The organism is Duganella sp. BJB476 (genome assembly GCF_003416895.1).
GTDB lineage: Bacteria > Pseudomonadota > Gammaproteobacteria > Burkholderiales > Burkholderiaceae_D > Rugamonas.
This window is the reverse complement of record NZ_QVIO01000002.1, coordinates 345,530-358,059: the sequence shown is the minus strand read 5'-3', so window position 1 is coordinate 358,059 and position 12,530 is coordinate 345,530. Positions and strand designations below refer to the sequence as shown.

The following is a 12,530-nucleotide window of genomic DNA, read 5'->3' as shown; positions in this document are numbered from 1 at the left end:
TGTTGCAGCCTCAATAAACCAAGAAACCACTAACAACTGGGAGACAAAGATGCATATGAAAAAACTGGTGGCCGCGATGGTAGCGGTGGGTCTGGCCTCCACGGCGCTGGCCGCCGACGAGCTGGATGAGCAAGCACAAAAGAGCGCCAATGAGCAGAAGCTCACGCGGGTCGAAATCACCGGCTCCAGCCTGAAGCGCATCAACGCCGAAACCGCGTCGCCGGTGCAGGTGATCGACGCCAAGCAGATCGAAAACATGGGCGCCCGCACGCTGCTGCAAGTGCTGGACAACCTGCCGGCCGCCCGTCCGGCGCAGCAGGACTTCCGCTCGATGTTCACCGGTTCCGACGGCGCCTCGCAGGCCAACCTGCGCGGCCTGGGCGCACAGGGCACGCTGGTGCTGCTGAACGGCCGCCGCCTGTCGTTCTACGGCGCGCCGGCCGGCTTCCAGACCATGTTCGTCAACATCGACGCGATCCCCGCCGCCGCCATCGAACGCATGGAAGTGCTGACCGACGGCGCATCGGCCGTCTACGGCTCGGACGCGGTGGCCGGCGTGATCAACGTGATCACCAAGAAGAACTACAAGGGCCTGGAAGTCCGCGCCACCAACGACTCCACGCCGAGCGTCAAGTCCTACGGCGAGCGCCAGGGCAGTGTGCTGTACGGCCTGGGCGACCTGGATGCCGATGGCTACAACGTCTATGGCGCGATCAACGTCTACCAGCGCGACCGCATCGCATTTGCCGACACCTACCTGAAGCGCCCCGACTACTTCTACGTCAACAATCCGACCTTTGTCTCGAGCCTGCGCGCCGGCACCGGCAGCGAACCTGGCGTGGTCAATCCCGGTACCTTCTTCGTCTTCGACAAGGCCAAGAACAATGCCCGCACCCAGAGCGCCGTCAATGGCTGCACCACTTCCATCACCGAGGCCGCCGGCAGCCGCTGCGTGTGGAACTCGCTGCCGTACCAACTGGACACCGGCCCGAGCTCCGACCGCGTCACCGGCTTCCTCAGCGGCCGCCTGAAGATCAGTGAGAACCTGGAAGGCTTCGCCGAAGCGACCTACACCCACATCAAGCTGCGCGGCGAGAACGGCCCGCGCAGTTTCAACAGCGGCAGCACCAGCAACTGGTTCGCGCGCAATACCGGCACCACGCTCAACACCTTCGTCACGCCTTACCTCGGACCGAACAACGTCTACCTGAAAGGCAAGCTGAGTGCCGACATGGCGGCCAAGATGGGCGGCGCGGCGGGGCTGAACTACATCATGCTCGACGCCCCGGGCCACTTCGGCCAGACCAATGAGGACAACAACTACCGCGCGGTGGCCGGCCTGCGCGGCAGCATCGGCGGTGGCTGGGACTTCGAGACGGCGCTCAGCGTGGCGGGCAGCCATTCGACGCTGTTCCAGACGATTAACATCAACACCCAGGGCTTCGCCAAGGCCTTCGGTCCGTTCACCACCGACGCGGCGACCGGCCGCACCTACATCGCCGACAACCCAGCCTACAAGTTCGGCGAGATCAGCGACGCCAACGCCGCGCTGCTGCGTGCCGCCTATCCGACCTTCGACATCCAGTCCTGGACCAAGCTGATGACCTGGGACGGCAAGCTTGAAGGCACTATCGCCAAGATCGGCGAACGCGAAGTGCGCGCCGCTTTCGGCGCCAGCTTGATGCGCGAGAGCTTCTACACGCCGGGCAACCAGGATGCTGCCAACGGCTACATCACGCAGCAGGGCGGCTCCTGGTTCGACGGCCAGCGCAATATCGCGGCGCTGTTCAGCGAAGTGGTGATACCAGTGACCGACAAGCTGGAAGTGAACGCCGCCGCGCGCCTGGACAAGTATCCTAACTTCCCCGCCAACCTGGCGCCGAAGATCGGCGTGCTGTGGCGCGCGCGTCCCGAGGTGATGGTGCGCGGCACCTACTCCGAAGGCTTCCGCGCGCCCAACCTGGCCGAATCGGGTAGCGGTGGCGTGTTCGCACAGGTGGGCGGCATCCGCGACACCGTGCGCTGCGACGAAACCAATGCGATGGCCAAGGTGCTGATGAAGTCCGTCTCGCCGGCCGAAGCGGAGCTGGGCAAGAACCTGCTCAATTCGAATTGCTCGACCACGGTCGGCGGCCTGACGCCGCCTAACCCGTCGCTGCGTCCGGAAAAAGCCAAGATCTCGACCGCCGGCCTGGTGCTGCAGCCGGTCAAAGACGTCAGCATCTCGGTGGACTACTGGTTCGTCTATCGCCGCAATGAGATCGTGCGCCAGGACTTCAATGAACTGTTCACGCAACTGGTGGACAAATACGGTCCGACGCTGGCCGGCACCAGCGCCGCCATCCGCAATCCGATCACCGATGCGGACCGTGGCAACATGGCGGCCGTCGCCGCGATGTGCAACAACCCGGCCAACGCGGCGGCATGTTCCGGCGGCGCGCCGAAGTACTCGGTGGGTAACCTGGGCGGCTTGATCAACTCCTACTCCAACCGTGGCCGCACGCTGCTCGACGGCGTCGACATCGATGCCCGCACGCGCTTCTCGCTGGGCGAATACGGCAAGTTGAACACCGGCGTATCGGCGACCATCCGTCGCCGCGAGACCTACAACTCGGAAGACGGCAGCGGCTTCACCGGCAACGTGGTCGGCTTCTACGACTCGCCACGCGTGCGCGCCACCTTCAATGCCGACTGGGCGTACCAGAAGTTCGTCACCAGCCTGTTCGTCAACTACACCGGCAAGACCAAATGGGCCTACGGTCCATGGGACACCGACAACACGCCGGAGAACTGCACGGCCGCTTCGGTCGCCTTGCCGCAGAACCTGTGCGGCGGCGCACCGTCGTACTACACGGTCAACCTGGGCCTGAACTGGAAGCCGATGAAGAACCTGGAGCTGGGCATGAACATCAAGAACCTGCTGAACAAGCAGCCTACCTACGATCCGAACGGCTGGGAAGGCTACAACCATAGCCAGAACCTGTTCGGCCGCATGTACTCGTTCTCGGCCAACTACAAGTTCTTCTGAGGAGGACTCCATGAATCGACGACCTTTTAATCAAAGACGCTTGTTCCTGCTTTCCGCCGCATTGACGCTGAGCGCCTGCGGTGGCGCCAGCACCGGCGGCCAGACAGACAAGACGGCCGCGCAGGTGGTGATGGGCGGGCCGCAGGCCGGCGTGACCGCCGCCGGCTCGAAGACGGTGGCGCTGGCCGGCAATGCCTTCATCACCAGTGCGCCAACTGGTGCGGAAGAGGAGATCAACGACAACGGCCTGGCCAACTGGAGCAACCCGAACACCGTCACCAGCGCGTACTTCCGCATGGCGTCCGCGGGTTCTGTCACGCTGGGCCTGGACGCCCGGCTGGCCGGCAGCAACCGCAGCACCATACGCGTCACGGTCAACGGCACGCCGTTCCTGGTCAAGCTGTCCGCCAATGGCAGCGGGTCCTACCAGGTCGGCACGGTCAGGGTCGCGGCGCCGGGCTATGTGAAGGTTGACCTGCAGGGTGTCAGCAAGGACGGCGGCTACTTCGGCGACGTCTCGGCGCTGCGGGTGACCACCACGTCCGCGATCAACTACGCCGACGACGCGGCCAACTACTACTGGTCGCGGCGCGGACCGTCGGTCCACATGGGCTACACCACGCCGGCCAACACCGAGTACTTCTACAACGAGGTGACGGTGCCGGCGGGGCAGGACCCGGAAGGCTCCTACTACATGGCCAACGGCTTCGGCCAGGGCTACTTCGGCATCCAGGTCAAGTCGCCCAGCGAGCGCTGGGTGCTGTTCTCGGTGTGGGATGCGGACGGTGGCGGCAAGACCACGCTGGTCAAGAAGGGCGCGGGCGTGGTGGACAACGGCTTCGGCGGCGAGGGCACGGGCGGCCAGTCCTACCTGAGCTACAACTGGATCAGCGGGAACACCTATCGCTTCATCACCCGCGCGCGGCCGGACGGTGCCGGCGCCACCGACTACTCAGCGTGGTTCTACGCGCCGGAGCTGGGCGTGTGGCGCTTTATCGCCACCTGGAAGCGTCCCGCCACCACCACGTATCTGACCGGAGCCTACTCCTTCCTGGAGAACTTCATCGATACCAAGGGCTATGCTGGACGGCGTGTATCGTTTGGCAACCAGTGGGCGCGTAACGTGTCGGGCGCATGGTCCGAGGTGACGACGGCGCGTTTCACCGGCGACGCCACCGTGACCAACGTCCAGCGCATGGACTACGCCGGCGGTCTGGATAACGGCCAGTTCTACCTGCGTAACGGCGGCTTCTTCGCTGGCTATGTGCCGGTGAACCAGAACTTCACCCGCGCCGCCACTGGCCAGCAACCGGCGGTGGATGTGACCACGCTGCCGCAGCAGTAAGAAGAATTTTAAAAGGAGCACCATGAAATCAGTTTTTAATCGACGCGACTTCCTGACCGCCGGCGCAGCGTTGGCCGGCAGCCTGATGATGCCGACCGCCTTTGGCGGCACCCGCGAGCGGGTGCGCATCGGCATGATCGGCACCGGCATGCGCGGCCAGGTGCTGTTGCAGGAACTGCTGCGCCGCGACGATGTGGAAGTCGTCGCGCTGTGCGACATCGAACCGATCATGCTGGGCCGCGCGCTCAAGCAGGTGGAAAAATCCGGCAAGGCCAAGCCCAAGACTTTCGGCGAGGACCGCGACCCGCAAGCCTACAAGCGCATGCTGGACGCGGGCGCGCTGGATGGCGTGATCATCGCCACACCGTGGGAATGGCATGCACCGATGGCCATCGCCGCCATGCAGGCCAAGGTGCCAGTGGGTTGCGAGGTGGTCGCCGGCATCACGCTACAAGACCACTGGGATGTGCTCAATACCCAGCTCAAGACCAACACGCCGTATATGCTGCTGGAGAACGTCTGCTTCCGCCGCGATGTGATGGCGGTGCTGCAGATGGTGCGCTCCGGTTTGTTCGGCGAGCTGATACACCTGCAGGGCGGCTACCAGCACGACCTGCGCGCGGTGAAGCTCAATAGCGGCGATCCGGCCAAGCCGTATGGCGGCGGTGTGGAGTTCGGCGCCAAGGGCTGGTCGGAGGCCAAGTGGCGCACCGAGCATTCGGTGCAGCGCAACGGCGAGCTGTACCCAAGCCATGGCATCGGTCCGTGCGCGATGTACACCAACATCAATCGCGGCAACCGCTTCACCCGCATCAACAGCTTCGCCACCAAGGCCCGCGGGCTGCACGACTACATCGTCAAGCAGCCGGGCGGCGCGGCCAGCCCGAGCGCGAAGACGCAGTTCAAGCTAGGCGACGTGGTCACCACCACGCTGTCGTGCGAGAACGGCGAGACCATCCTGCTGCAACACGACACCTCGCTGCCGCGTCCTTATTCATTAGGCTTCCGCGTGCAGGGCACCGACGGCCTGTGGATGGACGTGAACAATTCCATCCACATCGAGGGCAAGAGCAAGCCGCACCAGTGGGAAGACTTCCAGTCCTACCAGGACAAGTACGACCATCCGCTGTGGCGCAAGCACGCCAAGGACGCGGAGGGCGCCGGCCATGGCGGCATGGACTTCTTCGTCATCCAGTCCTTCATCGAAGCGCTGAAGGCGAGGGCGCCGATGCCGATCGATATCTACGACGCGGTGACGTGGAGCGCCATCACGCCGTTGTCGGAGCAGTCGATCGCGCAGAACTTCCAGACGCTGGACTTCCCGGACTTCACGGCCGGGGCTTGGAAGACGCGCAAGCCGATCTTCGCGCTCTGAAGCGGCTGACCATCGTAGGTTACAATCTGCTGCGCCCAAAACCCAGCAGATTGAACCCATACATGCCATCACGCCGTCTTTCCCTTGTCGCTTTAACCATCTTCGCCGCGGCCGCCATCGTCGGCTGCAAAACCAATCCGGTGATTGAAACGCCAACGGCGCCGCCGCTGGCGGTGCCGGAGCCGCTGCCTCCCAAGAAGATCAAGATCGGCCTGGCGCTGGGCGGCGGGGCGGCGCGCGGCTTCGCGCACATCGGCGTGATCAAGGCGCTGGAGGCACAGGGCATTTATGCGGACATCGTGGTCGGCACCAGCGCCGGCTCGGTGGTCGGCGCGCTCTACGCGGCCGGCAACACCGGCTTCCAGCTGCAGAAGGTGGCGATGGACATGGACGAAGCGGCGATCTCCGACTGGGCCGTGCCGCTGTTCGGCAAGAGCTCCGGCGTGCTGAAAGGCGAGGCGCTGCAGTCCTACGTCAACAAGGCGGTCAACAACCAGCCTATCGAGAAGTTGAAGATACCTTTCGGCGCCGTGGCGTCGGACCTGAAGACCGGCCAGCCCATCCTGTTCCAGCGCGGGAATACCGGCATGGCGGTGCGGGCGTCGTCGTCGGTGCCGGGGGTGTTCCAGCCGGTGGTGATCAACGGCCGCTCGTATGTGGACGGCGGCCTGGTGGCGCCGGTGCCGGTGCGCTTTGCGCGCGACATGGGCGCGGACTTTGTCATCGCGGTCAATATCTCGACCCAGGCCGATGTGCAGGCCACCGTCAGCTCGCTCGACGTCATCATGCAGACCTTCAGCATCATGGGCCAGCGCATCAACCAGTACGAATTGAAGGATGCGGACGTGGTCATCGCGCCTAGCCTGGGCAAAATGGCGGGCAACGATTTCGCCGGCCGCAACCAGGCGATCCTGGCCGGCGAGCAGGCCGCCGCGCAGGTGATGGCGCAGATCAAGCAGAAACTGGAAGCCAAGCGCAGGCCGTAGCAGTACAATATCCGGTCCAAGAATAAGGAAGAGCACATGCAAACCAAACCATACCTGTCGCTTGCCGACATCAAGAAGATCGCTGCCGGCGCCGAAGCCGAGGCGGTCGCCCACAACTGGCCGGTCGTAATCGCCATCGTCGACGACGGCGGCCACCTGCTGTGGCTGCAACGCCAGGACGGCGCCGCGCCGCTGTCGTCGCACATCGCCCCGGCCAAGGCACGCGTCTCGGCGCTGGGCCGCCGCGAGTCGAAGATCTACGAAGACATGATCAACAACGGCCGCACCGCCTTCCTGAGCGCCCCGGCGCCGATGGCGGACGGCCTGCTGGAAGGCGGCGTACCCATCATCGTTGACGGCCACGTCATCGGCGCCGTCGGCGTCTCGGGCGTCAAGTCGGCCGAGGATGTGCAAGTTGCCAAGGCCGGTATCGCCGCGCTGAACTAAGTTTCAGCCGCAATCGACCGCAGTACAAGAATGCCGCCTGGCGCAAAACCAGGCGGCATTTTCTATTGGAGAATCGTCACAGCATGCAAACGGCATGTCTATAATGTGATATCGCCAGCGATATCGCTGCGATGCCATGACACCGAGCCATTTAGCCAAAATCAAGAAGTCATGCGGTGGATCTGCGGGTGGGAACGGCTAAAAATATTATCAAGTCGCTATTGAGAGATGTGGCGGCATGGGAAGCCTATTTGGAAGGAGATGAGGATGGACATCAGTGACGAAGAAATTCGTGCAATCTTGGCGCGCCCCTATGTGCGATGTTTACTTCCCGACCCCGATGGCGGCTATACGGTTACGGTTCATGAATTTTCAGGTTGTGTAGCGGAGGGGGATTCGGCAGAGGAGGCGCTGCGCAATTTTGATGCTGCGGCAGCTTCGTGGATTGCAGCGGCGGTAGAGAGCGGTTACCCAATTGCCGAACCCATCGAGGCTTCCATGCAAAGTGGCCGGATAGCGTTGCGCATTCCTGGTGGATTGCATCAAGATATCGCTTATCTGGCACAGCTTGATGAATGCAGTATCAATCAATTGCTGAGTGTCGCGATCGCGGAGTACGTCGGCCGCAGGCATGGCACACCAGTTAATCCACTTCCCAAGAAGAAGGCCTCAATTGCTCGATCGAGCGCCGAGGTTGATGTTGCGACAAAATAAAAACAAGCCGCCCGAACGATTTTTTTTGCCGCTATTTCGCCGACGGTCCATTGCCAAGCAGGGGAGATTTGGTTATAATTCAAAGGTTTAGCCAATCTCACCTCTACCGTAGCGACTACCACTCACTCCATCATCAATTGACCTTCCACCCTGGCCTGCGACGGCGGGGGATACACGACGGTCGTCTGACGTGGCGCAGCTACGGTAACTTTATCAGGAGTTGCCCTTGCCGCCATTTTTTTCTGGCCCTGCCGTTCCAGCCATACTGGCCCTTGCTGACGGAACTATTTTCAAAGGTTTTTCGATCGGCGCCGCCGGTCATACAACCGGCGAAGTGGTCTTTAATACGTCCATGACCGGCTATCAGGAAATCCTGACCGATCCTTCCTACAGCCGCCAGATCGTCACCCTGACGTATCCGCATATCGGCAATACCGGCGTCAATCCGGAAGACGTCGAATCCACTAAAGTCCACACGGCCGGTTTAATCATCCGTGACCTGCCGCTGATGGCGTCGAATTTCCGCTCCACCCAATCGCTGTCCGATTACCTGAAGGCCGAGAACATCGTCGGCATCGCCGGTATCGACACCCGCAAGCTGACCCGCATCCTGCGCGAGAAGGGCGCCCAGTCCGGCGCCATCCTGGTCGGCACGCAGGGCAACGAGCCGTCGGCTGCGCAAGCGCTGGACCTGGCCCGCTCCTTCCCTGGCATCGCCGGCATGGACCTGGCCAAGGTCGTCACCGTCAAGGCGGCCTACGAGTTCACCGAAACCGAATGGACGCTGGGCGAAGGCTACGGCAAGCTCGCCGATCCTAAATTCCACGTGGTCGCCTACGACTTCGGCGTCAAGCGCAACATCCTGCGCATGCTGACCGCGCGCGGCTGCAAAGTCACCGTGGTGCCGGCGCAGACCAGCGCCGCCGACGTGCTGGCGCTGAACCCGGACGGCGTGTTCCTGTCGAACGGCCCAGGCGATCCTGAGCCATGCGACTACGCGATCGCCGCCGCCAAGGTCTTCATGGCCAAGAAGCTGCCGCTGTTCGGCATCTGCCTCGGCCACCAGATCATGGGCCTGGCCTCGGGCGCGAAAACCCTGAAGATGAAATTCGGCCACCACGGCGCCAACCACCCGGTGCAGGACCTGGACAGCAAACAAGTGCTGATCACGTCCCAGAACCACGGCTTCGCAGTGGACCCGGACACCTTGCCGGCCAACTGCCGCGTAACCCACAAATCGCTGTTCGACGGTTCGCTGCAGGGCTTCGCCCGCACCGACACGCCGGCCTTCTGCTTCCAGGGTCACCCTGAAGCATCGCCTGGCCCGACTGACGTCGCTTACCTGTTTGACCGCTTCATCGGCATGATGGAAGCAACGGAGAAAAAATAAGATGCCTAAACGTACAGACATTAAAAGTATTCTGATTATTGGCGCTGGCCCGATCATCATCGGCCAGGCTTGCGAGTTCGATTATTCCGGCGCACAGGCCTGCAAGGCCCTGCGCGAAGAGGGCTACAAAGTCATCCTGGTCAACAGCAATCCCGCGACCATCATGACCGACCCGGAAATGGCCGACGTCACCTACATCGAGCCGATCACCTGGCAAGTCGTGGAACGCATCATCGCCAAGGAAAAACCGGACGCGATCCTGCCGACCATGGGCGGCCAGACCGCGCTGAACTGTGCGCTGGACCTGCATCGCCACGGCATCCTGGACAAGTACAAGGTTGAACTGATCGGCGCCACCCCGGAAGCCATCGACAAGGCCGAAGACCGCTCCAAGTTCAAGGACGCGATGACCAAGATCGGCCTGGGTTCGGCCAAGTCGGGCGTCGCCCACACCATGGATGAATCGTGGGCCGTGCAGCGCACGCTGGGCTTCCCTGTCATCATCCGTCCGTCGTTCACGATGGGCGGCACCGGCGGCGGCATCGCCTACAACGAAGAAGAATTCGAGACCATCTGCAAACGCGGCCTGGAAGCTTCGCCGACCTCCGAACTGCTGATCGAAGAATCGCTGATCGGCTGGAAAGAGTACGAGATGGAAGTGGTGCGCGACAAGGCGGACAACTGCATCATCATCTGCTCGATCGAAAACCTGGACCCGATGGGCGTGCACACCGGCGACTCGATCACCGTGGCGCCAGCGCAGACGCTGACCGACAAGGAATACCAGATCATGCGCAACGCCTCGCTGGCGGTGCTGCGTGAAATCGGCGTCGACACCGGCGGCTCGAACGTGCAGTTCTCGATCAACCCGGAAGATGGCCGCATGATCGTCATCGAGATGAATCCGCGTGTGTCGCGTTCGTCGGCACTGGCGTCGAAAGCCACCGGCTTCCCGATCGCGAAAGTGGCGGCCAAGCTGGCCGTGGGCTTCACGCTGGACGAGCTGCGCAACGAGATCACCGGCGGCGCGACCCCGGCCTCGTTCGAACCGTCGATCGACTACGTCGTCACCAAGATCCCGCGCTTCACGTTCGAGAAGTTCCCGACCGCCGACCACCACCTGACCACGCAGATGAAATCGGTCGGCGAAGTGATGGCGATCGGCCGCACCTTCCAGGAATCGTTCCAGAAAGCCTTGCGCGGCCTGGAAGTCGGCGTCGACGGCCTGAACGAAAAAACCAAGGACCGCGAGAAGATCGAAGAGGAACTGGGCGAGCCAGGTCCTGAGCGTATCTGGTATGTGGGCGACGCGTTCGCCCAGGGCTTCACGCTGGAAGAAGTGCACAACCTGACCAAGATCGACCCGTGGTTCCTGATCCAGATTAAAGAAATCGTGGACCTGGAACTGTGGATGGACACGCAGAAGCTGGACCAGATCGACAAGCCTACGCTGTACAAGCTGAAGCAAAAAGGCTTCTCGGATCGCCGCCTGGCCTTCCTGCTGCAGACCGATGCCAAGACCGTGCGCGCCAAGCGCCATGAGCTGAACATCCGTCCGGTGTACAAGCGCGTCGACACCTGCGCCGCGGAGTTCTCGACCAACACCGCCTACATGTACTCGACCTACGATGAAGAGTGCGAGTCCGCTCCGACCGACAAGAAAAAGATCATGGTGCTGGGCGGTGGTCCTAACCGTATCGGCCAGGGTATCGAATTCGATTACTGCTGCGTGCACGCGGCGCTGGCGATGCGCGAAGACGGCTACGAGACCATCATGGTCAACTGCAATCCGGAGACCGTGTCGACCGACTACGATACCTCGGATCGCCTGTACTTCGAGTCGCTGACGCTGGAAGACGTGCTGGAAATCGTCGACCTGGAAAAGCCGGTCGGCGTGATCGTTCAATACGGCGGCCAGACCCCGTTGAAACTGGCGCTGGACCTGGAAGCCAATGGCGTGCCTATCGTCGGCACCTCGCCGGACATGATCGACGCCGCCGAAGACCGCGAGCGTTTCCAGCAGATGCTGCACACGCTGGGCCTGCGCCAGCCGCCTAACCGCACCGCCCGCACCGAAGCCGACGCTCTGGCGCTGGCACAGGAAATCGGCTACCCGCTGGTGGTTCGTCCTTCCTACGTGCTGGGCGGCCGCGCGATGGAAATCGTCCACGAGCAGCGCGACCTGGAGCGCTACATGCGCGAAGCGGTCAAGGTATCGCACGATTCGCCGGTGCTGCTGGACCGCTTCCTGAACGACGCCATCGAGTGCGACGTCGATTGCATCTCCGACGGCGAAACCACCTTCATCGGCGGCGTGATGGAACACATCGAGCAAGCCGGCGTGCACTCGGGCGATTCGGCCTGCTCGCTGCCGCCTTACTCGCTGGCGCAAGAGACCATCGATGAACTGAAGCGCCAGACCTCGCTGATGGCCAAGGGCCTGAACGTGGTCGGCCTGATGAACGTGCAGTTCGCGATCCAGAAGCAGGAACGCGACGGCGAACTGCGCGACGTGGTCTATGTGCTGGAAGTGAACCCACGCGCATCGCGCACCGTGCCGTTCGTGTCCAAGGCCACCGGCCTGCAGCTGGCCAAGATCGCCGCGCGCTGCATGGTCGGCCAGACCCTGGCTGCGCAAGGCATCACCAAGGAAGTCGTGCCGCCTTACTTCAGCGTCAAGGAAGCCGTGTTCCCGTTCGTGAAATTCCCGGGCGTCGACACCATCCTCGGACCTGAGATGAAATCGACCGGTGAAGTCATGGGCGTCGGTAAGACCTTCGGCGAAGCCTTCGTCAAGTCGCAGCTGGGCGCGGGCATCAAGCTGCCGAAATCGGGCAAGGTGTTCCTGTCGGTGAAATCGTCGGACAAGCCACGCGCAGTGAAAGTGGCGCGCGACCTGGTGGACATCGGCTTCACGCTGGTGGCGACCAAGGGCACCGCAGCCGTCATCGCGGCGGCCGGCATCCCGGTCACGCCGGTGAACAAGGTGGTCGAAGGCCGTCCGCACGTGGTCGACATGATCAAGAACCACGAGATCGTCCTGGTGATCAACACGGTGGAAGAGAAACGCAGCGCCATCACCGACTCGCGTGCGATCCGCACCTCGTCGCTGGCGTCGCGCGTGACGACCTACACCACCATCGCCGGCGCGGAAGCGGCGGTCGAAGGCATCCGTCATTTGGACGAGTTGCAAGTGTACGATTTACAAGGGCTGCATAAAACCTTACACTAAGGTTCTTTCGTCG

At 62.6% G+C, this 12,530-nt stretch carries 9 protein-coding genes; all 9 read left to right on the top strand.

The annotated features are described in order from the left end of the window. Positions 1 to 49: 49 nt before the first annotated feature. On the top strand, positions 50 to 3,028 hold the full coding sequence (locus tag D0T21_RS11095; RefSeq protein WP_116989785.1) for a TonB-dependent siderophore receptor: 2,979 nt from the start codon (positions 50 to 52) through the stop codon (positions 3,026 to 3,028). Between the two features lie 10 nt (positions 3,029 to 3,038). Then, positions 3,039 to 4,373, top strand: coding sequence for a DUF3472 domain-containing protein (locus tag D0T21_RS11090; protein ID WP_229211438.1), 1,335 nt, complete (start codon positions 3,039 to 3,041; stop codon positions 4,371 to 4,373). 22 nt (positions 4,374 to 4,395) lie between these two features. After that, entirely contained in the window at positions 4,396 to 5,748 is a 1,353-nt protein-coding gene (locus D0T21_RS11085; protein WP_116989787.1) for a Gfo/Idh/MocA family protein, read from the top strand. Between the two features lie 62 nt (positions 5,749 to 5,810). Next, positions 5,811 to 6,734, top strand: a complete 924-nt coding sequence (locus tag D0T21_RS11080) for a patatin-like phospholipase family protein (protein WP_116989788.1) — start codon at positions 5,811 to 5,813, stop codon at positions 6,732 to 6,734. A 36-nt stretch (positions 6,735 to 6,770) separates the two neighbouring features. Next, positions 6,771 to 7,181: a heme-binding protein gene (locus tag D0T21_RS11075; protein ID WP_116989789.1), complete on the top strand. Its 411-nt coding sequence runs from the start codon at positions 6,771 to 6,773 to the stop codon at positions 7,179 to 7,181. A gap of 176 nt (positions 7,182 to 7,357) precedes the next feature. After that, a complete protein-coding gene (locus D0T21_RS32855) occupies positions 7,358 to 7,462 on the top strand; it encodes a hypothetical protein (RefSeq protein ID WP_373995378.1) in 105 nt (34 codons plus the stop codon). After that, positions 7,449 to 7,895 carry a type II toxin-antitoxin system HicB family antitoxin gene (locus D0T21_RS11070; protein WP_158567995.1) on the top strand — a complete coding sequence of 149 codons (447 nt, stop codon included), beginning with the start codon at positions 7,449 to 7,451 and terminating at the stop codon, positions 7,893 to 7,895. Before D0T21_RS32855 ends, D0T21_RS11070 begins: the two co-directional genes overlap by 14 nt. Before the next feature lie 226 nt (positions 7,896 to 8,121). Then, a complete protein-coding gene (gene carA / locus D0T21_RS11065; RefSeq protein WP_116989791.1) occupies positions 8,122 to 9,285 on the top strand; it encodes a glutamine-hydrolyzing carbamoyl-phosphate synthase small subunit in 1,164 nt (387 codons plus the stop codon). A gap of 1 nt (position 9,286) precedes the next feature. After that, positions 9,287 to 12,517 (top strand): carbamoyl-phosphate synthase large subunit, encoded by a 3,231-nt coding sequence (carB, locus tag D0T21_RS11060; RefSeq protein WP_116989792.1) that lies wholly within the window; start codon positions 9,287 to 9,289, stop codon positions 12,515 to 12,517. Positions 12,518 to 12,530 lie beyond the last annotated feature (13 nt).

What these genes read in the sequence shown, in the direction of transcription:
- D0T21_RS11095 (WP_116989785.1), top strand. Translation starts at nt 50, where the DNA reads ATGCATATGAAAAAACTGGTGGCCGCGATGGTAGCGGTGGGTCTGGCC.
- D0T21_RS11090 (WP_229211438.1), top strand. Translation starts at nt 3,039, where the DNA reads ATGAATCGACGACCTTTTAATCAAAGACGCTTGTTCCTGCTTTCCGCC.
- D0T21_RS11085 (WP_116989787.1), top strand. Translation starts at nt 4,396, where the DNA reads ATGAAATCAGTTTTTAATCGACGCGACTTCCTGACCGCCGGCGCAGCG.
- D0T21_RS11080 (WP_116989788.1), top strand. Translation starts at nt 5,811, where the DNA reads ATGCCATCACGCCGTCTTTCCCTTGTCGCTTTAACCATCTTCGCCGCG.
- D0T21_RS11075 (WP_116989789.1), top strand. Translation starts at nt 6,771, where the DNA reads ATGCAAACCAAACCATACCTGTCGCTTGCCGACATCAAGAAGATCGCT.
- D0T21_RS11070 (WP_158567995.1), top strand. Translation starts at nt 7,449, where the DNA reads ATGGACATCAGTGACGAAGAAATTCGTGCAATCTTGGCGCGCCCCTAT.
- carB (WP_116989792.1), top strand. Translation starts at nt 9,287, where the DNA reads ATGCCTAAACGTACAGACATTAAAAGTATTCTGATTATTGGCGCTGGC.